Source organism: Burkholderia metallica, assembly GCF_001718555.1.
Classification (GTDB): domain Bacteria; phylum Pseudomonadota; class Gammaproteobacteria; order Burkholderiales; family Burkholderiaceae; genus Burkholderia; species Burkholderia metallica.
Map to the genome: position 1 here is coordinate 2,023,509 of NZ_CP013401.1, position 25,761 is coordinate 2,049,269.

A 25,761-nucleotide genomic window follows, 5' to 3' on the forward strand; every position below is an offset into this window, starting at 1 on the left:
CCCGCCTCCTCCATGCGCCGCTCCCTGCTCGTCGCCGGCTTGGCCGGCCCGCTCGGCGACCGGCTCGCGCCCGCGTGTGCCGCCGATGCGCGTGCGTGGCCCGGCCTCGACGCCGCGCCGCCGGTCTTCGTGCCGAACAGCCGCCAGTTCGATGTGACGATCGCCGGCCGCACGCGGCGTCTGTTCGTCGCGTTGCCGGCCGAGCGTTCTGGCTCGGCGCCCCATCCGGTGCTCACCGTGCTCGACGGTAACGCGCTGTTCCCGCTCGCGGCGCAACTCACCCGCAATCGCCGCGCGCGGCCGGACGGCACGCGCGACGCCGAGGCCGTCGTGATAGGCATCGGCTATCCGGTCGACGGGCCCTACGACATGGCCGCGCGCGCGGATGACTACACGCTCGCGCCGTTGCCGAACGGGCGCGGCGTCGTCGCGGACCGCTTTCTCGACTTCATCGAGCACGACGTGCAACCGTGGCTCGCCCGCCAGTTGCCGGTCGATCCCGAGCGGCAGACGCTGTTCGGCCACTCGTACGGCGGGCTGCTGACGCTGTACGCGATGCTCACGCGCGCGCACCTGTTTCGGCGCTACGTGGCCGCAAGCCCGTCGATCTGGTGGGGCGAGCGCATGCTGCTGCCTTATGCCGACCGGTTCGCCGCGCAAGCCGCGCCGCTCGCACCACCGCTGCGCGTCCTCGTGACCGCAGGCTGCCTCGAGGAAGATGCACCGAACCCCGACGCCGAACGGATGCGCCGCCAGCAGGCGCGCAAGCAGGTCAGTTCCGCCCGCGACTTCGTCGCGCGGGTGGGCGGCCGCTCGGGGCTCGACGCCGCGTTCCGGCTGATCGACGGCGAAGATCATGGCGGCGTCGTGCTGCCGAGCCTCGCGCTTGCATCACGCGTGGTTTTCGAGCCCGCATCCGGAGCGGCCACATGAGCACGACGACACCCGTTTCATCTCCGTCGCTGCGACTTCGCTACCGCGCGGTCGCCGCACGACGTGTCGGTGCGCTCGTCGTGCTCGCAGGCGTGCTCGTCGCGCTGCTCGTCGTCGACGTCTCGACCGGCCCGTCGCCGTTCCCGGTCGCCGACCTGCTCGGCGGCCTGTTCCGGCCCGGCGGGCTGCCGCTCGAACAGCGCGTGATCCTGTGGGACGTGCGCCTGCCGTATGCGCTGATGGCCGTGCTCGTCGGCGCGTCGCTCGGGTTCGCCGGCGCCGAAATGCAGACCGTGCTGAACAACCCGCTCGCGAGCCCGTTCACGCTCGGCATGTCGGCCGCCGCGAGCGTCGGCGCATCGCTCGTCGTGATTTCCGGCTGGCATCTGGTGCTGTGGAACGAGAACGTCGCGCTGTCGCTCGGCGCGTTCGCGTGCGCGAGCGCCGCGACGCTGCTGATCGTCTGGCTCGCGTGGCGCCACGGCGCGACGACCGAGACCGTCGTGCTGTTCGGCATTGGCCTGATGTTCAGCTTCGAGGCCCTGCTGTGGCTGCTGCAATTCGTCGCCGACGCGAATGCGTTGCAGCAGATCGTGTTCTGGAGCATGGGCAGCCTGGCGCGCGCGACATGGGGCAAGATCGTGCTGCTGACCTGCGTATTCGCCACCTGCACGCTGTGGGCGAGTGTCGACGTCGCGTCGTTGACGGCGCTGCGCGCCGGCCACGAGCAGGCGCGCAGCATGGGCATCGCGGTCGAACGGCTGCGACTCGTCGCGCTCGCGCGCATCAGCCTGCTGTCCGCGACGGCGCTGTCGTTCGTCGGTACGATCGGTTTCGTCGGCCTCGTCGGGCCGCACGTCGCGCGGCTGCTGGTCGGCGACGAGCATCGCTACTACCTGCCGGGCGCGGCGCTCGCCGGCGCGATCATGCTGGCCGGCGCGTCCGTGCTCAGCAAGACGCTGATCCCCGGCGTGACGCTGCCGATCGGCATCATCACCGCGCTGGTCGGCGTGCCGCTGTTCATGCTGCTCGTCAGCCGGCGCAGGAGGCTCGATGGCTGAGCCGATGCTGCAACTCGACGCGCTGTGCGTCCGCTACGGCGCCCGGGTCGTGCTCGACGAGCTGTCGCTCGCGCCAGTCGAGCCGGGCACGACGATCGGGCTGCTCGGGCCGAACGGCGTCGGCAAGTCGACGCTGCTGCGCGCGCTGGCGCGGCTCGCGTCCGCGACCGGTCGCGCGGCATTCGGCAGCTTCGACCTGCTGTCCGGGTCGCGCCGCGAGCACACGCGGCAGGTCGGCTATCTGCCGCAGACCTTGCCGCAACCGTCGTCGCTGCTCGTCTATGAAGCCGTGCGCAGCGCGTTGCGCGCCACCTGCGGCGGCCTGTCCGACGCGACGCACGACCGGTGTTTGCAACAGGTGTTCACGCGGCTGCGGCTGCACCCGCTGGCGATGTCGCCGCTCGACCGGTTGTCGGGCGGCCAGCGGCAGATGGTCGGGCTCGCGCAGGTGCTCGTGCGCGACACGCCGCTGCTGCTGCTCGACGAACCGACCAGCGCGCTCGACCTGCGCTGGCAATTGCTCGCGCTGGAGGCGGTCGGCGACGCGGCCCGCCGGCGCGGCGCGATCGTGCTGGTCGCGATGCACGACCTGAATCTCGCATCGCGTTTCTGCGACCGGCTCGTGCTGCTGAGCGCCGACGGACTCGTCGCGGACGGCGCACCGGCCGACGTGCTGACGCCGCCGAACCTGCGGCGCGCGTACCGGGTCGATGCAAGGGTCGAGCGCACGGCGTCGGGCGATTACGTCGCGCTGGCGGAGCGGGCGATTCCGGACGAGCCAGCGCTTGCTTGCGACGCCTGAGCGATTCAACGCTTGAGCACGGGCGGTGTCGGCCGGCCGCGTTGGGTCCGCACGCTTCCGCTCACTGACGAGGCTCGCCCGGTCAGCCGTCGGATTGCGCTATCGTTCAGGTTCCACTCACACGGCGCGCCCTCCACGCGATGTCCATACGCCTCAGTTTCGACGACGGCCCGGGCCCGTCGACACCGCCCTTGCTCGACGTGCTGCACGCCGCGTCGTGCGAGGCGACCTTCTTCCTGCTCGGCCGGAACCTGGCGGGCGCGCTCGACGTCGCGGCGCGAATGGCGCGCGAAGGTCATCGGCTCGGCAATCACACCCATTCGCATGCAAGGCCGGGCGCGTTGCCGGACGACGCGCTGATCGACGAGATCGAGGCGACCGACGCGCTGATTCGCGAGGCCTATCGCCGGGCCGGCGTACCCGCACCGGCCGCGATCCCGCTGCGCCTTCCTTACGGACTGATGCCGCAGGACAATCGCGCCGGCGTGCTCGCGCGGCTGCGGCGCGAACACACGGGCTGGACCGCGATACTGGACGACTGGCAGCGCCCGGCGCCGTCGCCCCAGGCGCTGTGCGACACGATGCGCGCACATGTCGCCGACAGCGCGGCACAGCATCGCGACGTGCTGTTCTGCATGCACGATGGATCACGGCATGGAGAAGCGCGACCCAACACGGTCGAAGCCGTGCGCCTGTTCCTGAATCGCCGGGACTGACGCAGGGGGACCTACCAGCTTCCGGGCGTCGCACCGTCCAGCAACTGCCGCCAGCCACCGAGAAATCCGATGCCGGGCCCCGGCATCCACAGGCCGCGCTGGGCGGCTTCCAGATGAATCAGCGTCTGGTCCGCGCAGAACAGGGCCATCAGCGCAGCGCGGTTGTCGCGCATCCAGTCCGGCGCAGCATCGCGCCGCGTCGCCGCATAGGTCTGCAGGCCGACTTCCCATCGTTGCGTATCGAACACGAAGCGATCGTCCCTGCCCGCATCGCGGGACAGCGCGAACAGCGCAAAGGCCGCCTCGAGCCACTGCGCGCCCTGCCCGACATCGTCGAAATCGAGCACGCCGTTCACCGCGTGGCCCACGTACAGCAGGTTGCCCGCGTGATAGTCGCCGTGCAGCCAATGCACCGGCCCCGTCAGCCAGCGGGCCGCGGCGTCGAGATGCGCGCCGATCCGCCGGATCATCGTGTCGTAATGGCTGCTCAAGTCGGCCGGCAACGACGGCGTCGCACGTGCCGAGACGCGCGCATGGCGCGCCGTCAGCCATGCCAGCGGCGCGGATTCGCTCGCGGGGATCGCCGCCAGCGACGCATGCAGATGCGCGAGTGCGCGCATCGCATCGATCGCGCCTGCCTGCGCATCGTCGGGCAAGCCGGGATTGCCGTCGATATGCTCGAACAGATGCAGCCAGCTTCCATCGGGCGCCTGCACACCGGATTGCACGTCCACGGTCGGCCGCAATCGCGGCAGCGCAGGCAGCATCGGCGCCGTGCGCGAGCGGCCCAGATGGCCGAGTATCGACGCCTCGCGATGCACCTGCTCGACCGGTTTGCCGGACCACGACACGCGCAACACCGCGCGCGCCGCATCGCACTCGACGAGATACGTTTTGTTAGTATGGCCCGACGACAGCGCCTGCATGCGCGCCGGCCCGAGGTTCCAGTGCCGGTGAAGCCAGGATTCCAGCGTTTTCACACCACTCCTATTCGTTGCATTGACCATGTCAGAGCGTCCTTCGGCCCGCATGCGGGACATCAACATCGAATGGCTGACGCGCGCTGCCGAATTCGACCATCTGTTCCAGACGCGCTGGCTCGGCGAGCGCTTCTTCCATCTGCCCGGCGACATGCTCGCGCTCCAGGAACTGATCTGGCGCGCGCGCCCCGACTGCATCGTGCAGACCGGCATCGCGGCGGGCGGTGGTGTCGTGTTCTCCGCGTCGATGCTGGAACTGGCGGGCGAGCGCGGCCGCGTCGTCGCGATCGAACCGCGCCTGCGCGACGAGGTCAGGCAACGCCTGCAATCGCACCGGCTCGCCCATCGCATGGTGCTGATCGAAGGTGAATCGTGCGCGGCCGACACGCTCGCGTCGGTGCGCGCGCAGATCGGCGACGGCGCGCGCGTGATGGCAATCCTCGATCTCGCGCATACCCACTCACACGTGCTGCGCGAACTCGAATGCTATGCGCCACTCGTGACGCCCGGCAGCTACGCGATCGTGATGGACACCATCATGGAGTACTTGCCGGCATCGATGTTCGACGGCAAGCCGTACGGCAAAGGCAACAACCCGGCTACGGCCGTGCGCGAATTTCTCGCCCGCGACGACCGGTTCGAGGTCGACGAGGACATCGAGGACCGCGTGCTCATGACGCTGTCGCCAGGCGGCTTCCTGAAGCGAGTGCGCTGATCAGGCGCGCGGCCTGCGCCGAACCATCGCGCGCGTAGCTCGCACGGATTCTCGCCGCATGCTCGCGCAACGAACCGGGACGCAACAGGCGTTCGAGCGCATCGGTGATGTCCGTCACGCCGGCCTGCTGCAGATCCAGTACGCATCCGGCACCGGCCCGCTCGACGAAATGGGCCGAATGGAACTGGTCGTTGCAGAACGGCGACACCAGCATCGGCACACCGCACGCGAGCGACTCCATCACCGAATTCGCGCCGCCGTGGCTGACGAACGCGTGCGTGCGCCGCAGCAGCGCCAGTTGCGGCACATAACGCACCGCGACGACGCGCTCGTCACCGGTCGGCAGCAGATCCGAATCGACCAGTTCGCCCACCGACAGCACCAGTTGCGCCGACGTCGCGCGCGTGGCTTCGATGACCTTCGCAAATACGTCGGGATGGTAGTAAAGCTGGCTGCCGAGCGACATGTAGACGAGCGGGCGATCCGCATCGAGGCGTTCCCACTGGAACGCCGTCTCGTCGCCGCGCGGGCCGGACGGCAGCGCGGGGCCGACCAGTTCGATACCTGGCGGCGGCGCACCGACCAGCGCGTCGGTCGTGAACGCGAGCGTCAGATGCGGCGACAGGATGTCGCAACCGCGAAAACGCGCGTCAAGGCCGTAGCGCGCGAACAGGCGCGTGCGTTCCGGTGCGAGCCAGCGTACCGTGCGCAGCAGCTCCGAATCGAGATCGTCCGGCAACACCGGATTCAGCGAATTGGACATCGAGACCCACGGCAGCCCTTCCAGCTCGGCCGCAATCGCCGCCGCATAGAGCAGCGGATCGATCACGACCACGTCCGGTTGCCATTCGCGCAGGACCGCGCGTATACCGTCGACCTGCGCGGGCGCGAGGTCGATCAGCAGCGTGCGGATCCAGTGCCGCAACCAGTCGGCGTCGCGAATGTTCGCGGCGAAGCTCGCGCCGCGCGACAGGTCGTGGCGTTCGGGCGTCTCGCGCGGCCCGACGAACGCGAAGTCGCCGGCGCCATCGAGCTGCGCGCTGATGTCGGCCGGCGCATAGAACGCGACGTCGCAGCCGGCGGCGCGCAGATGCTGCGCCGGGCCGATACACGGATTGACGTGCCCTTTTTCGGGCACCACGCAGAACAGGATGCGTTTCATGAACGGCTCAGGTTAGGCGATGCGCGGCATCGCGATGATCGAAGTGGTCGAGATGATCGAGGATCAGCATCAGCGTCGTCCACAGCACGCGTTCGGTATCCGCCTGCAGCGTGGGCGCGGCAAGACCGAGCGTGTCGGCCAGCGCGCACGCGCGGTCGCGATCGAGCAGTGCCGCGAGGTCCATCGCCGGGGCGAGCCGCCCGCGCTTGGGGCCGTGCACGAGACGCTCCGGCAGGTTCAGGCGCGCGCCCAGATCGCGCAGGCACTGCTTGTTCGGGTCGGGCGCGATGCTCGTCAGATGCGCGACGACCGCATCGTCGACAAACGGCGGATGCAGGTCGACCGCCGCCGCATCGAACAACGCATGGCACAGCGGCAGGTAGTTGGCCGACTGGTCGCGGCGCAACACCTGGTCCGCGCCGTCGCCGGTGATGGCCACCTCGACGCCGTCCGCGGCCATCGCCTCGGCCAGCAGCAGCTTGGCAACCGGATGCAGGTTGAACATCGGTTCCTCGACCGCATGCGTCGTTCGCGGCAGCGCGGCCACGAAATCGGCCTCGTTCGCACGCACGATCTTCACGTTCGCCTGCATCTGCTCGGCCAGCTCGAGCGCCGCGTCGAGTTCGCAGTAGTCCGGCATGTCGGTCGCGAGAATGTAGGACGTTACGTGCCGCTGCGAGCCGAGCTCGCGCAGCAACGCCAGCAGCAGCGCCGAATCGAGCCCGCCGCTCAGCGCCAGCGCCACGCGCTTGCCGCTGTCGAGCGCGCGCTGCAGCGACGCGCGCAGCACGGTTTCCAGATCGGCGCGCTGCGGCCGTTCGGGCGTCGGCTGCACGGTCAGCCCTTGCGGCGAACGGATCAGCGCATGGCCGGGCGGCACCGCGAGCACATCGCGCAGCACGGTGCGGTCGACCGGACGCTCGCCGCTCAGGTAACCGGCGATGGCGGCCACGTCCGGCTCGCCGGCCGGCTGCCCCGAGGCGTGCAGGACGGCCCGGATGCCGGACGCCGACGTGCCGCTGCGCGGGTGGTAGTGCAGACGCTCGAAACCGAACGGGTCGCGGGTGCCGACGATCATCGGGATTGGCTCCGGGAAACGCCGCGCTTCCCCGAGGAGATTCCTTCGGGACGCAGGGCGCAGAATTGGGTGTCATGCATGATCGCGATATCAATGCTGTGCGAAACATTCACCGACGAGGACGTGCATCGCCGGTTGCGGGGATCCTCCGCCTATAAGCGGGCGAAGGAAAACGTCAAGGATAACGAGCCTTCAACGCGTCCACTTCGATGCGTTTGAGGATGCGATGCGGCGCCACCGGCGCGCTGCCGCCCTGACAATGCAGGCACGCCTCGAGCGGCGCCTCGCGTTGCAGATACGCGAGCATCGCATCGAGCATGTCCGCATCGTCGCGCAGCCGCAGGCCGTCCGCTTGAAAATCCTTCGCGCCGTTGTAGAGCGTATGGAAATGCGCGGGACGCGTGCACGTGTAGAACATGCCGTCGCGAATCATATGGCAGCGCTCCCGGATCCAGCAATCGTGATAAAGGCGCCGGGCGGCGTCGCGATCCGTGCCGGGCTGCGCACGGTTCATCGTCGTGAACACGTCCTGCACCTTCCAGTTCAGGCGCACGTCGAAGCGCGCCGCCTGACGCTCGACGTGCGCGACCAGGTCGGACGACAGCGCCGGTTTCGGGTAACGCGAGATCGTCAGCGCATCCACCGCCTGCCAGAACGCGTCCGTCATCTCGCCGAGCTTCAGGCCGTTCGTCGTCACGGAGATCACCGGTGCGATGCCGGTGGCGCGCACGCGCTCGACGAGTTCGACGAGCGCCGGATGCAGCAGCGGTTCGCCGCCGACCAGCTTGAACATGCGCGGGCGCAGCACCTTCGCGGCGATGCGCAGATCGGTCTCGATCGATTCGGGGCGCGCGTACCACGCCGGCAGCAGCGGCGACAGCGAGCAGCATTCCGCGCAGGTCAGGTTGCAGTGATCGACGATGTGCGCTTCCAGCGAGCGCGTCAGCACGCACCCGTCTTCGACGCGGTAATCGCGATCCAGCGGCGGCGGAAACACATGCTGCCGCTCGGCCGGCGGCGGCGGATTCGCAATCCGGTTCAGATTCGCATTCACGTCAGCGTCCTGCGTCCACACAACGGGAAAAGAAATCGACGAGACGCTCGCGCGCATCCACCATCGCGGACGCCATCGTCACCGCGCCGTTCAGATGCGATGCGAAACGCGACGGTTCGTCGAGCCAGCCTTGCACGATCCAGAGCTTCAGCGCGTGCTGCACGCACGCGGCATCGACCGCCCATGCAATGCGCGCCGGGTCCACGGGCCGGGCCCGCCGATACGCGCGCACGAACGCTTGCGCGAGGTGCGGCGCCTCCAGCGGCAGATGGTTCAGGCACCGCACCAGTTCGTATTCGCGCGGCGCGCCGATCGACGCTTCCCAGTCGACGATCAGCGGCGGCAGCGCGCCCGTGAACAGATAGTTGAACTGGTTGTAATCATTGTGGATCGGGTGCTGCGGATCGTCGGCGGGAAACGCGTCGATGCTGCCCGGATAGTAGCGCTCGAGCAGGCGCAGCGCGAGATCGACATAGCGGCGCAGGCTGTCGGCGCCGTCGTGCGAGCGCACGCGATCCAGCGCGTCGAGCAGGCTGCGGCGTACCGCGTCCGCGTCGATCGCCGCCAGCCGTGCGTGGATCGTGTCGATCTGCGGCAGATGAAGCCGTTCGAGACTCGTGTGCAACGCGCCGAGACTCGTGCCCAGCGCCGCCCATTCGGCCGGCGAAAACGTGTCGTAGGTTCTGAACCGCCCGGCTTCCCAGCGCGTCAGCATCGCGTGTTCGTTCGCTCCCGTCCACAGCGGTGCGCCGTCTGCCGTGCGTTTCAGTGCCTGCACACGGAAGCGTGCATCGCCGTGCGTCTCAAAGTGCGCGAGCACGGCAGCTTCCTTCGCCGCTCGCGCGCGATGTTCGGACGCGTAAAGCTTGACCGCTACACCGCCGTCGTCGGTCGGCAGGTGCCACACGCGTTCGCCGACCTGGCGCGGCGGCCCGCCACGGCGCAGCGCATAGGCATCGCGGATCTCGTCGAAGGTCGCGGCGAGCGAGTCCATTCAGATAGCCTCGGCCGGCCCGTAGCGATACGGATGGCCGCTCAGGAACGTGTTGTGGCCGACGTAGCGCAGCTTGTACATCGCCGGCCGGAACAGCACCGACGGATCGTTGTTCGCGATGCCGAGCAGCGGATACAGATCCTGCCGCACGAAGAACGCGTTGTTGCCCATGTCGTCGCAGCAAACGAGTTCATAACCCTTCTGCCGGCCGAGGTGAACGAGCGATTCGAGGCTCGCGCCGTAATAGGTCGACCCGTCCCATTCGTGGTCTGGATTGAAGCACATGACCCAGCGCTCGGGCGGCGTGTAGTACGGGTTGTATTCGATCACGACGATGCGCGGCTGAAACGCCTGCAGGCCGCGCCACACCCAGTAGTCGTTGCCGTCGATGTCGATCGACAGCAGGTCGAAATCGGGTGGCGTGCCCGCATCGGCGAGCAACGTGTCGATCGTGTCGGGCTGAACGCGGTCGTGGTGCAATCGAACGCGGCTCGCGCCGGCGTAATGCGCGGCCAGCTTGCCGAAACGGTACGCACTGCCTTCCACCAACACGCCGGACCATTCCCGTTCACGCAACAGGCGCGCCGTGTTGCTGTTGCGCAGGCCGTCGCTCGCGCCGACATCGACGCAGAAGCGGTGGATCGGCGCGATCCGCTCCATCAGGCGCGACAGGATGCCCTCCTCGGTGCCCTGCGCGTACAGGCTTGGCGCAAGGCCGGACAGGTCGAGCGGCAAAGGACGGTCCTGCATCGAGGGGCGGCTCCGGGTCGGAATTGAGGGAGGTATCCGGAGCGTAATTTACCCGAAGTCGGTCGATGCGAGGAAACGGGAATGCGCGATGCAGCCGGGCTTCGTCCCCGCGGGAATGCGTGGAAATGAAAAAGCCCGCCTCGACTACGCTGTCGATGCGGGCCCGAGAGATTCCGGCTCGCGGCTTCGGTCTATGCGCGCAGGCTTCGTATTGCGAAGCCGCGGCACATGAAAGGAAGCGTCAGGACACTTACTCCTGCCCCTGGCTCGTCAGGAACTCCTCGTAATTGCCGCCGAAGTCGAACAGCGTGCCGTCCGTGCGCACTTCGATGATCCGGTTCGCCAGCCCGCTCACGAATTCGCGGTCGTGCGACACGAAAATCAGCGTGCCTTCGAACTGCTCGAGCGCGATCTGCAGCGACTCGATCGATTCCATGTCCATGTGGTTGGTCGGCTCGTCCATCAGCAGCACGTTGTGGCGGCCGAGCATCAGCTTGCCCCAGATCATGCGGCCCTTCTCGCCGCCCGACAGCACCTTCACCGACTTCTTGATGTCGTCCGACGAGAACAACAGGCGGCCCAGCGTGCCGCGCACCATCGTTTCGTCGTCGCCGTCCTTGCGGTACTGGTCGATCCAGTCCATCAGCGTGATGTCGTCCGGGAACTCCTCGTACGTGTCCTGCGGCATGTAGCCGACATTCGCGTTCTCGGACCACTTCACCGTGCCGTGGTCGAGCGCGAGCGCGCCGAGCAACGAGCGCAGCAGCGTCGTCTTGCCCGCGCCGTTCTCGCCGATGATCGCGATGCGCTCGCCCGGCTGCACCGACAGGTTGAAGTTCTGGAAGATCGTGCGTTCGTACTTCTTCGTGATCTCTTCCGCCACCACCGCGACGTTGTGCAGCTTCTTCTCGAACTCGAAGCGGATGAACGGGTTCTGGCGCGACGACGGCTTGAATTCCTCGATCTTGATCTTGTCGATCTGCTTGGCACGGCTGGTCGCCTGGCGCGCCTTCGACTTGTTCGCCGAGAAGCGGCGCACGAAGTCCTGCAGTTCGGCCACGCGCTCCTTCGCCCGTGCGTTCGCCGCGGCCTGACGCTCGCGCGCCTGGGCCGACGCGAGCATGTAGTCGTCGTAGTTGCCCGGCCAGACCTTCAGCGTGCCGAAGTCCATGTCGGCCATGTGCGTGCACACCGAGTTCAGGAAGTGACGATCGTGCGAGATGATGATCATCGTCGAGTTGTACTCGTTGAGCGTGTGCTCGAGCCAACGGATCGAGTTGATGTCGAGGTTGTTGGTCGGTTCGTCGAGCAGCAGCACGTCCGGCTTCGAGAACAGCGCCTGCGCGAGCAGCACGCGCAGCTTCCAGCCCGGCGCGACGTCGCTCATCGTGCCGTTGTGGAATTTTTCCTCGATGCCGATGCCGAGCAGCAACGCGCCCGCGCGCGCCTCGGCGTCGTAGCCGCCGTATTCGGCGAACTTGCCTTCGAGCTCGGCCGCGTGCATGTAGTCGTCGTCGGTGGCTTCCGGGTTCGCGTAGATCGCGTCGCGCTCGGTCATCGCGGCCCACATCTCGGTGTGGCCCATCATCACGACGTCGAGCACGCGCACGTCTTCGTATGCGAACTGGTCCTGGCGCAGCTTGCCGAGACGGACGTTCGGTTCCAGCGCGACGTTGCCGGCGCTCGGCTCGAGGTCGCCGCCGAGGATCTTCATGAACGTCGACTTGCCGCAGCCGTTCGCGCCGATCAGACCATAGCGGTTGCCCTCGCCGAATTTGACCGAGATATTCTCGAACAAGGGCTTCGGCCCGAATTGCATCGTGATGTTGGCAGTAGAAAGCACGGCAGGTCCCGTTAAGAGAGAAATCGACGGAAAACCGTGTATTTTAGCAGGAGTCGGAGAAACTGCCGACCGTACCGCCCGGGCGGCCTATTCCGGCCCATCCGACCCTGCCGCCGGCGGCCCGCCAATACGGCGGCACACGCGCTGCCGCCGCCCTACCGGAATCCCGCATGCTTGCCAGCCAGCTTCGAGAACAACTCGTCGGCGCATGGCGCCTCGTGTCCTACGAAATCCGCCCGCGCGACGGCAGCGCGGTCGTCTACCCGCTCGGCCGCGACGTGCGCGGCTGGATCCTCTATACGCCGGACGGCTACATGTCCGCCCAGCTGATGGCACCCGGCCGCCCGCCCTATGCCGACGGCGACCTGCAGGGCGGCACCACCGACGAGCGCGCGGCCGCCGCCGGCGGCTACATCGCCTATTCCGGCCCCTTTCAGGTGGCCGACGACGGCACGCTGACCCACGAAATGGACATCAGCCTGTTCCCGAACTGGGTCGGCAACGTGCAGCAGCGCGCCGTCAGGCTCGACGGCGACCGCCTGCAGCTCGGCACCGCCGCGCCGGTGCGGATCGACGGTCGCGACGTCGACGCCGTGCTGCTCTGGGTGCGCGCGGCCCGCTGACGCGCGTCACTTGCCGGCCTTCGCGGCGGCCTTCTGCGCGGCCTTCGCGTTCATCTGCCCGAACAGCTCCGAACACGGCACGTCGCGGTTGTTGCTCGGCGCGATCAGCGGAATCAGCGCCGCGAACGGGTTGATCAACCCGAGCCCGACCATCGCGCCGGCGCGCAGCGCGAGCGCGCCCGCGTCGACGCCGACCTTCGGATTCTTGAAGGTGCCCTTCGCGTACAGCGGCGAGCGCAGCGAGAAGATCCGGAAGCCCTTCGTATGCGGATGGATCTTCAGGTCGATTGATTCGTCGCGCAGGTTGATCGGGCCGTCGACGTTGATCAGCGCGTCGTCCGTATCGAGCGCGAACACCTTCGGGTCGAGCATCCCGTTGGTCGCGACGAAGTCGATCGCCGCGCAATTGATGTTCACGTCGCGGTTGCCGAACAGCTTCTCGTAGACGACGTTCGCGACGTTCAGCCCCGCCGCTTCCATCAGCAGGCGGCTGATGCGGCCGTTCGTGACGAGCGCCTTCACTTCGCCGGTCGACGTCGCGGCCAGCGCGGCCGGAGAATTGCCCGTCGCCGACAGCGACGCGTCGCCGTTGATTTCACCGAGCGCCGACTGCATGACCTGCTGCGTCGGGAACAGCTGCTTGAGCTTCAGATGCCGCGCGGCCACGGTGAAGCGGCCCTTCAGCGGCGTGCCGCTGCCGTCGAGATGCGCGGTCGTCGCCAGCGTGCCGCCCGCGACGCCGAACTGCAGCGGCTCGAGCGTCAGCACGCCGTCCTGCATCAGAATGTGCGTGTACAGATTGGTGATCGGCAGGTTCGCGCTCTTGACGAGCTTGCGGCCGGTGAACTTCACGTCCGCGTCGATCGCGCGCCAGCGGTCGGTCCGGAACGTCTCGACCGGCAGCACGCGGTCCGGCGGCTGACGCGTCGTGTCGCCGCGCTTGGCCTTGCTCGCGGCCGTATCCGCGCCGATCACCGGCGCGAGGTCGGAGAACTGCAGCAGGTTCGACACGAGTTCGCCCGACAGCTTCGGCCGCGGCTCGCGCTGCGCATAGACGAGCGTCCCGCCGAGATCGCTGCCGCCGACGCGACCGTTGAAGTTCTCGTAGCGGAACGTGCTCGCGTGCGGCTTGAAGTTGCCGATCAGCCTCCCTTCGGTCGCGTAAGGCGGCGTATCGGGCAGCGTGATGCCGGTGAGCTGGTAGAGATGCGACATCGACGTGCCCTGCAGCCACAGCCGCAGGTCGATCGCCGCGAGATGCATCGGGTCGGTCAGCGTACCGACGATCGCGAGCCGCGTGTCGCCCGCCTTCACGTCGGCCTGCAGCGGGAACGGCCGCGACGTGTCCTCGATCGCGAGCACGCCGCCGACCTTGCCGGTCCCGCTGATCGGCACGTTCTTGTAGCGGCCGTCGACCTTCAGCCCGAACGCATAGGTCGGGCCGGCCGGCTTCGCGGGTGCCGCGGCGCCGCTTGCACCGGACGCGGCGGCAGCCGATGCGGACGAAGCGGACGACGACGAAGCCGACACGACGGCCGACGCAGCCGACGCCCCGGCGGCCCCCGACGCCCCGCTCGCAGCCTGCGCGCCGGAAGCGCCCGACGCGGCCTGCGCATTCGCCTTCGCGCTCAACTGCGCGGCGCCATGCTTGCCGACGCGTTGCGCCGATGCCGCGCGTGACGTCTGCTCCTGTTCCTTCAGCACGTCGCCGAGCGGAATCGGCTGCCCGAGCGTATCGATCGCGACGGTCAGGTCGGCCTTCGTGATCGCGTCGCGATACGTGACGGTGCCCTTCGCGAAGCCGAAGCTGTCGAGCCGCACTTTCCACGGCGACGGCTGCGACGATTGCTTGAACTGGAAGGTCCACGTGTTGCGGCCGTCGGCCAGCCGCTCGAGATCGACGGCCGGATTCACGACGTCGATCGACGGGATCACGATTTCATGCGCGAGCAGCGGCAGGATCGCGAGATCGAAGTGCGCGGCATCGAGCGTGACGAACTTGGGCGCCTTCGCCCAGTCGGGGTTGCCGATCTCGAGCTGCGTGGCCGAAAAACTCGGCCAGGGCACCCATGCCCGCCAGCCGGTTTCGCCGTCGGGGCGACGCCAGCCGACCTTCAGGTCGCCGTTGATCGCGAACGGGCGGCCGAGTGCGGCACTGACCTGTTCGTTGACCCACGGCTTCGCTCGATTCCAGTCGAAGACGTAGAGAAAGATGCCGGCCGCCGCGATGAGCACCGCGACGATTCCGGCGATCCATGCAGCCGATTTGCCGATGGCTCGGGTTAGCGTCATGGCGGTTCCGTTGTTGTTCTGAAATGTTGCCGCGCCATGCCGGGCCGCTTGTGTGGACGAACGGCGCACGACACTCGCAGCTTTTCAATCGGTATTATGACGCACGCCAACGCGACGCTTCGGCGCCATTAACGCTTTTTTTCACTTTTGACATGACTGCCCCCACCGGTCTCATCGATGCGCAGCGCATCACGCGGCGCGACGCCAGTAGCGGCAAGACGCTGCTGGCACCGACCGATTTCAGCCTCGCAGCGGGATCGCGAATTGCTATCACCGGTCCGTCCGGGTCGGGCAAGAGCGTCCTGCTGCGGGCGCTCGCGCTGCTCGATCCGCTCGATGGCGGCCAGATCCTGTGGCGCGGCCAGCGGATCCGGCGCAACGTGATTCCGCGTTACCGGCGCAGCGTCGCGTACGTGCGCCAGCGCCCCGCGCAGATGGACGGCACCGTCGAAGCGCAACTGCGCTATCCGTACTCGCTCGCGATCTATCGCGATGCGACGTTCGATCGCGCACGCGCCGAAGCGCTCGCCGCGCAGGCGGGCCGCGGCCCCGACTTTCTCGACAAGCGCGCGAGCGACCTGTCGGGCGGCGAAGCGCAGATCGCCGCGCTGCTGCGCGTGCTGCAGCTCGACCCCGACGTCCTGCTGCTCGACGAGCCGACGTCCGCGCTCGATCCGGAATCGGCGCGCGCGATCGAGACGCTGGTCGGCGCATGGTTCGACGCGGCGCCCGACGCGCGCGCCTACATGTGGATCTCGCACGATCCGGCCCAGGCCGCCCGCATCGGCACGATGCGGCTCGTGATGCAGGCCGGCGTGATGCACGTCGCCAACCCGACGGAGACGACGCAATGAGCCCGGCGCTGCAGGACCTGAGTCTCGTCGACGTCGGCATTGCCGCCGCGCTCGTCGCGGTCAACGGCGCGATCTCGATGGCGCTGTCGCTCGGCCTCGGCCGCAAGCTCGCACTCGCGGCGGTGCGCACCGTCGTGCAGCTGCTCGCGATCGGCTACGTGCTCGGCTGGGTGTTCGGGCATCCTCACTGGTACGTCGTGCTGCCCCTCACCGCGCTGATGACGCTGATCGCCGGGTTCGCCGGCGCGGGGCGCGCCAGGCGCACGTATCGCGGCCAGCGCATCGACAGCATCGTGTCGATCTGGTTCAGCAGCTGGTTCGTCGCGGCGGTCGGCCTGTTCGTCGTGATCCGCATCCATCCGTGGTACGCGCCGCAATACGCGATCCCGATCCTCGGGATGATTCTCGGCAATACGCTCACCGGTGTGTCGCTCGGTGTCGAGCGGATGATGGAAGAACTCACCGCACGCCGCGATCGCGTCGAAACGGCGCTCGCGCTCGGCGCGACGCGCTGGGAAGCCGCGCAGGACGCCGCGCGCCAGGCCGTGCGCGCCGGCATGCTGCCGACGCTCAACCAGATGGCCGTCGTCGGCGTCGTGAGCCTGCCGGGGATGATGACGGGCCAGGTGCTGGCCGGCCAGTCGCCGCTGCAAGCCGTGCGCTACCAGATCGTGATCATGTTCCTGATCGCCGCGGCCTCCGCGCTCGGGACCGTCGGTGCGGTGCTGATGACCTATCGCCGGCTGTTCTCGGCCGATCACCGCTTTCTCGCGGCGCGGCTGGAAGAACGCGCGCACTGACCTGCGGCGCCGCGCGCTTCGCTCGCGCGGTTCGCCGGTCAGCGCGCGCCGACGCGCTTGCCGATCGTCTGCCGCAGCACGGCTGCGATATCCGCGTCCGGCGCGAGCCCGTCGACCGACGCGACGCACCGCGCGCATTCGGCATTTGATGGAGAGGTCGTGACAGGAAAGGGATGATGCGGGCGAACATCGCGTGACGCATCCATGACGTCCCGCGATGCTGCCGTACGTTGCCGCAACACGACAAGGCCACGCAGATCGCCGTCAAGCACCGTGACGGCGACACGAAACGGTCACGTGCCGCCGGGCCGGCCCGCGCGTCGCGCCACTCAGCGCTTGATCGACACCGTCACCTTCGTGCCGTCGCTCATCGTGACGGTCTTCGAACCGCCGTTGGTCGGAATCGATACCCACTTCACCTGGCTCACCGCCACGACGTCCGGGCACTGCAGCGACTTGCCGCCGGCCGTCACGTTGCGCGTGCCCTTCGGCGCGGCCGCCTGGAAGCTCATCTGCACGTTGGCGATGCCCTTCGCGTCGATCGACGGCGCGAGCCGCACCTGGGTCTGGCGAACCATCGCGCCGTTCGCGTCGCGCGGCAGGCTGTCGGTGTTCGGGCAGCCGTCCGGCATCGCGACCGCACCGCTCGGCGGCACCGACTTCCAGTTGAAGTCGTCCGTTTCGCCCGAGCGGATCTTGCGGGTCTCCTGCGTATTGCCGAAGGTCTTCGAGTCGACCTTGACCGTGTATTCGAGCTGTCCGGTACCGCCTCCCTTCAGGCTGCCCTTGACCGGCGGCGCCGCGAATACGCTCGCGCTGACGCACGCCGCCGCGAACACGACCGACCACGATGCGGCGACTGACAAGCTGCGTTGGCTCATGCTGACCTCCTTGGTATGCGGCGGCACGCGCGTGCCGCGCGGTTTTCGATGCATGATGCGCTGCCAGTCTACCGCCAAGCGGGATGCAGTGCGCCGCAAACGCATCGGGTGTTACCCCGCTTGCGTTCGCGGCGCCGCAACCTTACGCGCGCCGGCCGCTCAGAAGCCGCTCAGCACGAGCTTGCCGATCGCGCGCCCGGCCTCGAGCAACTGGTGTGCACGACGAACGTTCGCCGCATTGATCGTGCCGAGCTGTTCGCCGACGGTCGTGCGCAGCGTACCGCCGTCGACGAGCCGCGCGACTTCGCCGAGGATCCGGTGCTGCTCGATCATGTCCTGCGTCTCGAACATCGCACGCGTGAACATGAATTCCCAGTGAAACGCGGCGCTTTTCGCCTTCAGCAGTTCGACGGGCACCGGCCTGTCGTTCTCGACGATCGTGCAAATGCCGCCCTGCGGCCGGATTACCTCCGCGGCGGCGGGGAAATGACGATCCGTGTCGTTGAAGATCAGCACGTAGTCGACCTCCGGATACCCGGCCTCACGCAATTGCGCGGGCAGGTCGCCGAAATGGTCGACCACCGTATCGGCGCCCAGCCCACGCACCCATTCGGCCGATGCCGGCCGCGACGCGGTCGCGATCACGTGCAGCTTGCCGAGCGTCTTCGCGAGCTGGATCGCGATCGAGCCCACGCCGCCCGCGCCGCCGATGATCAGCACCGACTTGCCAGCGTCCGCGCCCTGCGGCGACACGCGCAGCCGGTCGAACAGCGCCTCCCATGCGGTCAGCGCGGTGAGCGGCAGCGCGGCGGCGGCGGCGAAGTCGAGCGTGCGCGGCTTCAGTGCGACGATCCGCTCGTCGACCGCATGGAATTCGCTGTTCGCGCCCGGCCGCGTGATGCTGCCCGCGTAGAACACTTCGTCGCCGGGCCGGAACAGCGTGACGTCGGCGCCGACCGCGACCACCGTGCCGGCCGCATCCCAGCCGAGCACGCGCGGCGTCGCCTCGACTTGCGGCTTCGGCGCGCGCACCTTCGTGTCCACCGGATTCACGGAAATCGCCTCGACCTTCACGAGCAGGTCGCGCGGGCCCGGAACGGGCTGCGGCAGCTCCACGTCGAGCAGGGCTTGCGGGTCGTCGATCGGCAGATAACGGGTGAGTCCAACGGCTTTCATCTCGATACTCCTTTCAGGAAATCCGGGCGGGCCGCGGCGCAGCCCCCACGAACGTCATCGTAGGCAACCCGATCATTCGAGAAAACCGCTATATTTCCTGAAACATTTTCAGGATTTTCAGAATAATGGCCTCCAATCCGATTCCGGCCCCCGACAAGCCGCTCGACCTGCTCGACGTCGCGCTGTTCGTCCGTGCGGCGCTGCTCGCGAACGTCAGCGCGGCCGGGCGCGAATTCGGCGTGTCGGCCGCGGTCGCGAGCGCGCGCATCGCGCAGCTCGAGCGCCAGCTCGGCGCGCGGCTGCTGCATCGCACCACGCGCCGCATCAGTCTCACGCAGGACGGCGAAGTCTTCATGACGCACGCCGACACGCTGCTGTCGGCCGCCGACGCCGCGCGCGCGTCGGTCGGACACGGCCGCACCGAGCCGTACGGACGGCTGAAGGTGTCGATGTCGTCGTCGTTCGGCCGCCAGCACGTCGCGCCGGTCATTCCCGCGTTCCTGCGCCGCTATCCGTCCGTGTCGCTCGACCTGCGGCTGTCGGACGAGATCGTCGACCTCGTCGACGACGGTTACGACGTCGCGATCCGCCTCGGCATGCTGAAGGATTCGACGCTCGTCGCGCGCAAGCTCGCCGCGAACCGCCGCGTGCTGTGCTGCTCGCCCGCGTATCTCGCCGAGCACGGCACGCCGCGACATCCGGCCGAGCTCGCGCAGCACGAATGCGTGATCCTCGGCGACCAGCGCGACTGGTCGTTCGCGACGCCGCAAGGGCCGCTCACCGTGCGGGTCGGCGGCCGGCTCGTCGCAAGCAACGGCGAGGCGATCCGCGAAGCGCTCGTCGACGGCTTCGGGATCGCGATCAAGTCAACCTGGGACGTCGGCCCGCTGCTCGCGAGCGGCACGCTCGTCACGGTGCTCGACGACTATCCGTTCGCGGACGACATCGCAATCTGGGCCGTCTACCCGAGCCGCGCGCACGTCCCGCTGAAGACGCTCGCGTTCATCGCGTTCCTGGCCGAGCATTTCGGCGATCCGCCGTACTGGGATCGCGCGGCCGGGCGCTGACCGCCGCGCCGTGCAAGGTTTCGCTCCCCACCGCCGTGCGCGACCAACCGGCTACAATGGTGTGTTCGCCATGCAAGCGCCCGACGCCGGGGCACGCATCGGCAGGCGGCCGCTCATCGGCCGCGCAGGCTTTTCATTCGCTTCCTACCACTCCGTCATGACCCACAACCTCGTCATCCAGAGCCTTTCGCCGCTGTCGGACGCCCATCACAAACCGCTGCTCGCGCTGTCGCGCGGCGCCCGCATCGTGCAGACCGACGATCACGCGCTGCGTATCGAGGACGCGAACCCCGCGCAGCGCCTCGACATCGATGCGTATTGCGGCACGCATGCGCTCGACTTCGCGTTCGTCGAGGCCGGCCTCACGCTCGGCGATTTCGGGCTTGCCGTGATGGACATGGATTCGACGCTGATCACGATCGAATGCATCGACGAGATCGCCGATTTCTGCGGCCTGAAAACGCAGGTTGCCGAGATCACCGAAGCGTCGATGCGCGGCGAGATCCGCGACTTCAACGAAAGCCTCACGCGCCGCGTCGCGCTGCTGGCCGGGCTCGACGCGCACGCGCTCGAACGCGTGTACGAGGAACGGCTGCAACTGACGCCGGGCGCCGAGAAGATGCTTGCCGGCGTGAAGGCCGCCGGCATGAAGACGCTGCTCGTGTCGGGCGGCTTCACGTTCTTCACCGAGCGGCTGAAAGCGCGCCTCGGCCTCGACTACGCGCATGCGAACACGCTCGAGATCGTCGACGGCAAGCTGACCGGCAAGGTACTCGGCGAAATCGTCAACGCCGACGTGAAGGCGCGCCTGCTGCGCGACACATGCGCGTCGCTCGGCCTCGAGCCGAGCCGCGCGATCGCGATGGGCGACGGATCGAACGACCTGAAGATGATGGCCGAAGCCGGCTTGTCGATCGCGTACCACGCGAAGCCCGTCGTACGCGCCGCGGCAACGGTCGCGTTCGATCACGTCGGCCTCGACGGGCTGCTGCGGCTGTTCTGATTCCGCAGCGCATCAAATAAAAACGCCGGCGCGAGGATGCATCGCGCCGGCGTTTCGTTTTTCCGGAAGACGTTATCGGCGCGCGATCACCCCAGTGCGGCCTGCATCGCGCGCTCGATGTCCGCGCGCAGGTCGGATTCGTCTTCGAGACCGACATAGAAACGCACCAGCGTGCCGCGATGCGGCCAGTCCGGACGCATCGACGCGACGTCGTAAGGCATCGCGAGGCTGCACGCGCCGCCCCAGCTCCAGCCGATCGCGAACAGTTCGAGCGACTCGACGAAACGGTCGACCTGCTCCGCGCTGTAGCGCGCGTCGAACACCACCGAAAACAGGCCGCCCGCGCCGGTGAAATCGCGCACGAACGACGCGTGCCCCGGGCAATCCGCGATCTGCGGGTGCAGTACCGCCGCGATCTCCGGCCGCCCCTTCAGCCACTGTGCGAGCGCGAGCGCACTCCTGCTGTGCGCATCGAAGCGCACCTGCATGCTCGGCAAGCTGCGCATCACGAGCGAGCAATCGTCGACCGACACTCCGATGCCGCTGCGCATCCGCGCAAGCTTCAGCTTCGCATGCAGCTCCGCGTTCGCGGTGATCGTCGCGCCCATCAGCAAGTCGCTCCCGCCCGACTGGTATTTGGTCAGCGCCTGCACCGAGATGTCGACACCGTGTTCGAACGGCTTGAACGCGAGCCCCGCCGAAAAGGTGTTGTCGATCGCGGTGACGACGCCGCGCGCCTTCGCGGCCGCGGTGATCGCCTGGACGTCGGGCACTTCCATCGTCACCGAGCCGGGCGCCTCGATCCAGATCAGCCGCGTGTCCGGCTGGATCAGGTCGGCGATGCCGGCCCCGATCAGCGGATCGTAGAAGCGCACGGTAATGCCGAAATCCTTCGCGAGCCAGTTGCCGAAATCGGCATTCGGGCCGTACACGTTGTGCGGAATCAGCACGTCGTCGCCGGCTTTCACGATGCCGAAGTAGACGTTCGCGATGGCCGCGAGACCCGACGGCTGCAGCAGCGCATGCGTGCCGCCCTCGATCTCGGCGAGCCGCTGCGCGAGCGCGAGCGACGTCGGCGTCGCGTGCAGCCCGTAGCGCCACTGGTTGTCGTTGTGCCAGACGAGCGCGCGCATCGTCGCGAGATCGGGGAATACGACCGTCGACGCGCGCGCGACCGGCGGCACGAACGAACGGAAGCCTTCCGGGATTGCGTCGTCGGGTTGCACGATGCGGGTTTGCAGCGCGCGCTTGGAAGTGGATTCAGTCATGACGGGAAGCCGGGCACGAGGCCGTTCGAGTGCGGAACAGATTGCTAGATTAGCCAAAATCGGCGCAATTGGCCCGGTACAATGCGCGCCGCGCATACCGAGCCAGCGCGGGTCAGTCGTCGGTGCGCAGATTGACGACGCCACCCACCGTTTCGATTTCCTGCACGCGGCCGTCGCGCACCTGCAGCGCCGCGCGCTTGCCCGGCGCGAGCCGCAGCACGACCGGCTGCGGATCCGATTCGTCCGAATTCATCCGGTCGGCCTTCAGGTCGCCCGTCGCGTCGAAGCGGCCGATCCACACGCCCGTGATGTTCGTGCCGTCGTTCGATTCCTCGATTTCGAGCGTGTCGCCATCGCGGTCGCCTGCGAGCAGCACGACTTCGCCCGTATCGGCGAACTGGTATTCGCCGTGCACGCCTTCCTCGTCCGTCTTCGGGCCGAGATGCACGACGATCGGCCGGTCGCCGAGCGTGCCTTCGTAGCGCGGCAAGCGGGCGAACTCGGGATTCGGCTTCAGCGGCCGCGCCGGAGCCGGTTCATCCTGCTGCACGCCCGGCGCGACGGCCTGCGCCGCGACCGCGCCCGGCATCGCCATGCCCGCCACCAGCGCGCCCGCGACGACGAGCGCCCGTTGCCATTGCGAATATCGACCCACCGTGTGTTGCTCCTTGCTTCAGATTCGCTCGAAAATCGCGGGCGATGCCCTGCCCGCTGCCGAGTCACGTCATCACGAGCGCATGTCGACCGCCAATGTGCTGCAACTCGTACAGCGCCATGCCGGCGATCAGCGCGCCCGTCGCCCCGATCGGGTGGCCGAGAAAAATGCCGGCCCCGTTCGGATTCACCCTTGCCGGGCCGAGAAACCCGGCGCCTGCGTCACCGCACACGCGTCGCGCGGCGAACGCTTCGTTTGCGTCGATCATGTCGAGATCGGCGACCGTCAGCCTCGCGCGCGAGTACCTTCTGTGTCGCAGCGATTCCCATGCAGGCCGGATCGACGCCCGCGTGCGCATACGCGACGACGTGTGCGAGCGGTCGGCTGTGCGCTCGCATCAATCGCCCATGCGATGCCGTGGCCGGCATGCGCGTCCCGCATCAGCCTTGCATCAGGCGCTCCACCGCATCGCGGTGCGGAATCGGCGCGACCGCGCCGTAGCCCGTCGTCGACAGTGCCGCCGCCGCGTTCGCATAGCGCGCCGCCGCGAACGGATCGTCGCCCGCGACGATCCGGGCGACGAACGCGCCGCCGAAGCAGTCGCCCGCGCCCGTCGCGTCGACGGCCTCGACCGCGAAGCCCGGCACGACGCGCCGCTCGTCCGGGGTCGCCACGTACGCGCCTTCCTTGCCGAGCTTCAGCGCGACGATCCGCGGCCCGTGTTCGAGCATCGCATCGACGATCGCGTCGCGATCGTTCGCGCCGGTGAGCGCCGTCACGTCGTCCCAGCTGGGCAGGCAGATATCCGTCTGGCGCAGCGCTTCGCGCATCACCGCGCGGGCGCGCGGCAGCGGCCACAGCTTCAGCCTCAGATTCGTGTCGAAGCTGACCTTCGCGCCGTTGCGGCGCGCATGGTCGATCGCCGCGAACGCGGCGTCGCACGCGGCCGTGCTGATCGCGAGGCTGATGCCCGACAGGTGCACGGCCTTCGCGGCGGCCAGCGCATCGAGCGGCAGATCGCCCACGGCATAGCGGCTCGCCGCCGAGCCCGCGCGCAGATAGTCGAACTGGTGACCTTCGGCGCCGTGCGTGACGAAATACACGCCGGTCGGCGCCGTGCGGTCGATCCGCACGTACGACGTGTCGACGTGTTCCGCGTGCCACATGTCGGCCAGCAGCCGGCCGAACGGATCGTCGCCGATCGCCGACACGAAGCCCGTGGATGCGCCCTGGCGCGCCGCGGCGATGCAGAAGTTCGACGTGTCGCCGCCGAAGCCCTGCAGGAATTCGGGACGCCCCGGCTGCGACTGGTTGAATTCGATCATCGCCTCGCCGAGCGCGAGGATCTCCGGCAATGCGGCGGCCATCGCTTACACCTCGCCCCACAGGTCGTGACCGTCGGCGCCCGTGACCTTCACGGACACGAAATCGCCGACCTTGTAGCGCTTCGAAGCCTTCGCGGCCGGCTCGACATAGACGACGCCATCGATCTCCGGCGCATCGGCCGCCGTCCGGCCGATGCCGCCTTCTTCGCCGACCTCGTCGATCAGCACCTTGAGCGTCTTGCCGACCTTGCGCTGCAGACGCTTCGCCGACACTTCCTCGGCCACTTCCATGAAGCGTGCGCGACGCGCTTCACGGACGTCGTCCGGCAGCGCGCCATCAAGTTCGTTCGCGGTCGCGCCTTCGACCGGCGAGTAGGCAAAGCAGCCGACGCGATCGAGTTCCGCCTCGCGGATGAAATCGAGCAGCGTTTCGAACTGCGCTTCCGTCTCGCCGGGAAAACCTGCGATGAACGTGCTGCGGATCGTCAGGTCCGGGCAGATCTCGCGCCATTTCTGCACGCGTTCGAGCACCTTCTCGGCGTTCGCCGGACGCTTCATGCGCTTCAACACGTCCGGATGCGCGTGCTGGAACGGCACGTCGAGATACGGCAGCACGTGCCCCTTGAACGGGCCTTCGGCCATCAGCGGAATCACTTCGTCGACGCTCGGATACGGATACACGTAGTGCAGACGCACCCATGCGCCGTACTGCGCGGCGAGTTCGCCCAGCGCGGCGACCAGGTCGGTCATGCGCGTCTTGATCGGCTTGCCGTTCCAGAAGCCCGTGCGGTACTTCACGTCGACGCCGTACGCGCTCGTGTCCTGCGAGATCACGAGCAGTTCCTTCACGCCCGACTTGAACAGGTTCTCGGCTTCGAGCATCACTTCGGCGACCGGGCGCGACACGAGGTCGCCGCGCATCGACGGGATGATGCAGAACGTGCAGCGGTGATTGCAGCCTTCGGAGATCTTCAGGTATGCGTAGTGACGCGGCGTGAGCTTGATGCCGGCCGCGGGCACGAGATCGGTGAACGGGTCGTGCGGCTTCGGCAGGTGCGAATGCACGGCCTGCATCACTTCGCCCACCGCGTGCGGACCGGTGACGGCGAGCACCTTCGGATGGACTTCCTCGATCAGATTCGAGCCGCTGGCGCTCGACTTGGCGCCGAGGCAGCCGGTGACGATCACCTTGCCGTTCTCGGTCAACGCTTCACCGATCGCGTCGAGGCTTTCCTGGACCGCTTCGTCGATGAAGCCGCAGGTGTTCACGACGACGAGGTCGGCGCCGTCGTACGTGCCGGAGATTTCATAACCTTCGGCGCGCAGTTGCGTGATGATCTGTTCGGAGTCGACGAGCGCCTTCGGGCACCCGAGGGATACGAACCCTACTTTGGGGGATTGGGACATCTGGAATGTGGGGGCGTGGCAGCAAAAGCGTGAGTTTACAGCGATTTAGGGGCGGCGAGCCAAAATGAGCGACGTGCAGAGGTGGTGAGGCCCAATCGAATGGGCTCGCGGATGCAGGTCGAGCTCGAAATGGCGTCCGATGCGTCCCTTTCACTTCGGATCGACGATCGTCGGCTCGATTCCGGCACCGTGCCCCACGGCGCTCGCGGTTTCCTGCACGGAATCCGGGCAGCGTGTTGCTGCGTGCATGCGACCCCTCTTTCGTCAGCGGTTCGATAACGGATTGGAATGATGTCCGGAGGTGCCGCCTAGCCTCACCGCG

The 25,761-nt window shown here is 67.9% G+C and carries 24 protein-coding genes and 1 pseudogene; 10 read left to right on the top strand and 15 right to left on the bottom strand.

The window, feature by feature from the left end; all coding sequences use genetic code 11:
* Positions 1-12 precede the first annotated feature (12 nt).
* From WJ16_RS09045 to WJ16_RS09060, 4 genes are all read left to right on the top strand, one after another.
* Complete coding sequence (locus tag WJ16_RS09045; protein ID WP_236858152.1) at positions 13-933, top strand: alpha/beta hydrolase; 921 nt, start codon at positions 13-15, stop codon at positions 931-933.
* The gene (locus WJ16_RS09050; protein ID WP_069256779.1) at positions 930-1,994 is read left to right on the top strand and encodes a FecCD family ABC transporter permease; all 1,065 of its coding nucleotides are present in this window, start codon (positions 930-932) and stop codon (positions 1,992-1,994) included. Before WJ16_RS09045 ends, WJ16_RS09050 begins: the two co-directional genes overlap by 4 nt.
* A complete protein-coding gene (locus tag WJ16_RS09055) occupies positions 1,987-2,796 on the top strand; it encodes an ABC transporter ATP-binding protein (RefSeq protein ID WP_069256780.1) in 810 nt (269 codons plus the stop codon). The genes WJ16_RS09050 and WJ16_RS09055 overlap by 8 nt, the downstream gene beginning before the upstream one ends.
* A gap of 140 nt (positions 2,797-2,936) precedes the next feature.
* Positions 2,937-3,512, top strand: a complete 576-nt coding sequence (locus WJ16_RS09060) for a polysaccharide deacetylase family protein (RefSeq protein ID WP_069256781.1) — start codon at positions 2,937-2,939, stop codon at positions 3,510-3,512.
* 11 nt (positions 3,513-3,523) lie between these two features.
* On the opposite strand, the gene WJ16_RS09065 is transcribed toward WJ16_RS09060, so the two are convergent.
* Entirely contained in the window at positions 3,524-4,519 is a 996-nt protein-coding gene (locus WJ16_RS09065; protein WP_208606984.1) for a phosphotransferase, read from the bottom strand.
* On the opposite strand from WJ16_RS09065, the gene WJ16_RS09070 reads away from it, so the two are divergent.
* Positions 4,518-5,207 (top strand): cephalosporin hydroxylase family protein, encoded by a 690-nt coding sequence (locus WJ16_RS09070; protein WP_069256783.1) that lies wholly within the window; start codon positions 4,518-4,520, stop codon positions 5,205-5,207. The genes WJ16_RS09065 and WJ16_RS09070 overlap by 2 nt on opposite strands.
* Here the strand turns inward: WJ16_RS09070 and WJ16_RS09075 are convergent.
* From WJ16_RS09075 to WJ16_RS09100, 6 genes are all read right to left on the bottom strand, one after another.
* Positions 5,164-6,369 carry a glycosyltransferase gene (locus tag WJ16_RS09075; RefSeq protein WP_069256784.1) on the bottom strand — a complete coding sequence of 402 codons (1,206 nt, stop codon included), beginning with the start codon at positions 6,367-6,369 and terminating at the stop codon, positions 5,164-5,166. The two genes, WJ16_RS09070 and WJ16_RS09075, sit on opposite strands and share 44 nt — an antisense overlap.
* A 7-nt stretch (positions 6,370-6,376) precedes the next feature.
* Complete coding sequence (locus WJ16_RS09080) at positions 6,377-7,447, bottom strand: asparagine synthase-related protein (RefSeq protein ID WP_069256785.1); 1,071 nt, start codon at positions 7,445-7,447, stop codon at positions 6,377-6,379.
* Between the two features lie 175 nt (positions 7,448-7,622).
* Positions 7,623-8,501 carry a 4Fe-4S cluster-binding domain-containing protein gene (locus WJ16_RS09085; RefSeq protein ID WP_069258017.1) on the bottom strand — a complete coding sequence of 293 codons (879 nt, stop codon included), beginning with the start codon at positions 8,499-8,501 and terminating at the stop codon, positions 7,623-7,625.
* A 1-nt stretch (position 8,502) separates the two neighbouring features.
* Positions 8,503-9,495, bottom strand: coding sequence for a phosphotransferase enzyme family protein (locus WJ16_RS09090; protein WP_069256786.1), 993 nt, complete (start codon positions 9,493-9,495; stop codon positions 8,503-8,505).
* Positions 9,496-10,245 carry an FkbM family methyltransferase gene (locus tag WJ16_RS09095; protein WP_069256787.1) on the bottom strand — a complete coding sequence of 250 codons (750 nt, stop codon included), beginning with the start codon at positions 10,243-10,245 and terminating at the stop codon, positions 9,496-9,498.
* 250 nt (positions 10,246-10,495) lie between these two features.
* Complete coding sequence (locus WJ16_RS09100) at positions 10,496-12,088, bottom strand: ABC-F family ATPase (RefSeq protein WP_069256788.1); 1,593 nt, start codon at positions 12,086-12,088, stop codon at positions 10,496-10,498.
* 170 nt (positions 12,089-12,258) lie between these two features.
* Here WJ16_RS09100 and WJ16_RS09105 point away from each other — a divergent pair, with 170 nt between their 5' ends.
* Positions 12,259-12,711 (top strand): lipocalin-like domain-containing protein, encoded by a 453-nt coding sequence (locus WJ16_RS09105; protein ID WP_069256789.1) that lies wholly within the window; start codon positions 12,259-12,261, stop codon positions 12,709-12,711.
* Between the two features lie 6 nt (positions 12,712-12,717).
* On the opposite strand, the gene WJ16_RS09110 is transcribed toward WJ16_RS09105, so the two are convergent.
* Positions 12,718-15,003, bottom strand: coding sequence for an AsmA family protein (locus WJ16_RS09110; RefSeq protein ID WP_069256790.1), 2,286 nt, complete (start codon positions 15,001-15,003; stop codon positions 12,718-12,720).
* 152 nt (positions 15,004-15,155) lie between these two features.
* Between WJ16_RS09110 and WJ16_RS09115 the strand changes: the two genes are divergently transcribed.
* Positions 15,156-15,857: an ABC transporter ATP-binding protein gene (locus WJ16_RS09115; protein WP_069256791.1), complete on the top strand. Its 702-nt coding sequence runs from the start codon at positions 15,156-15,158 to the stop codon at positions 15,855-15,857.
* Complete coding sequence (locus WJ16_RS09120) at positions 15,854-16,657, top strand: ABC transporter permease (protein WP_069256792.1); 804 nt, start codon at positions 15,854-15,856, stop codon at positions 16,655-16,657. Before WJ16_RS09115 ends, WJ16_RS09120 begins: the two co-directional genes overlap by 4 nt.
* Positions 16,658-16,986: 329 nt before the next feature.
* Here WJ16_RS09120 and WJ16_RS09125 read toward each other — a convergent pair whose 3' ends face one another.
* Both WJ16_RS09125 and WJ16_RS09130 read right to left on the bottom strand, forming a co-directional pair.
* Positions 16,987-17,538 carry a DUF6013 family protein gene (locus tag WJ16_RS09125; protein WP_069258018.1) on the bottom strand — a complete coding sequence of 184 codons (552 nt, stop codon included), beginning with the start codon at positions 17,536-17,538 and terminating at the stop codon, positions 16,987-16,989.
* Between the two features lie 159 nt (positions 17,539-17,697).
* Positions 17,698-18,714: a zinc-binding alcohol dehydrogenase family protein gene (locus WJ16_RS09130; protein WP_069256793.1), complete on the bottom strand. Its 1,017-nt coding sequence runs from the start codon at positions 18,712-18,714 to the stop codon at positions 17,698-17,700.
* Positions 18,715-18,839: 125 nt separating this feature from the next.
* Here WJ16_RS09130 and WJ16_RS09135 point away from each other — a divergent pair, with 125 nt between their 5' ends.
* Together WJ16_RS09135 and serB are read left to right on the top strand one after the other, a co-directional pair.
* Positions 18,840-19,781: a LysR family transcriptional regulator gene (locus tag WJ16_RS09135; RefSeq protein WP_069256794.1), complete on the top strand. Its 942-nt coding sequence runs from the start codon at positions 18,840-18,842 to the stop codon at positions 19,779-19,781.
* Positions 19,782-19,938: 157 nt separating this feature from the next.
* Positions 19,939-20,784 carry a phosphoserine phosphatase SerB gene (gene serB / locus WJ16_RS09140; RefSeq protein WP_069256795.1) on the top strand — a complete coding sequence of 282 codons (846 nt, stop codon included), beginning with the start codon at positions 19,939-19,941 and terminating at the stop codon, positions 20,782-20,784.
* 86 nt (positions 20,785-20,870) lie between these two features.
* Here serB and WJ16_RS09145 read toward each other — a convergent pair whose 3' ends face one another.
* The 5 genes and pseudogenes from WJ16_RS09145 to rimO form a co-directional block, all read right to left on the bottom strand.
* The gene (locus tag WJ16_RS09145) at positions 20,871-22,052 is read right to left on the bottom strand and encodes a cystathionine beta-lyase (protein ID WP_069256796.1); all 1,182 of its coding nucleotides are present in this window, start codon (positions 22,050-22,052) and stop codon (positions 20,871-20,873) included.
* 112 nt (positions 22,053-22,164) lie between these two features.
* Positions 22,165-22,707 carry a hypothetical protein gene (locus WJ16_RS09150; RefSeq protein WP_069256797.1) on the bottom strand — a complete coding sequence of 181 codons (543 nt, stop codon included), beginning with the start codon at positions 22,705-22,707 and terminating at the stop codon, positions 22,165-22,167.
* Positions 22,708-22,771: 64 nt separating this feature from the next.
* Positions 22,772-23,093, bottom strand: a pseudogene (locus WJ16_RS09155) (acetyl-CoA C-acyltransferase); the annotation flags it as partial.
* A gap of 54 nt (positions 23,094-23,147) precedes the next feature.
* The gene (locus WJ16_RS09160) at positions 23,148-24,074 is read right to left on the bottom strand and encodes a sugar kinase (RefSeq protein WP_069256799.1); all 927 of its coding nucleotides are present in this window, start codon (positions 24,072-24,074) and stop codon (positions 23,148-23,150) included.
* Between the two features lie 3 nt (positions 24,075-24,077).
* Positions 24,078-25,439, bottom strand: coding sequence for a 30S ribosomal protein S12 methylthiotransferase RimO (gene rimO / locus WJ16_RS09165; RefSeq protein WP_069256800.1), 1,362 nt, complete (start codon positions 25,437-25,439; stop codon positions 24,078-24,080).
* Between the last annotated feature and the right edge of the window lie 322 nt (positions 25,440-25,761).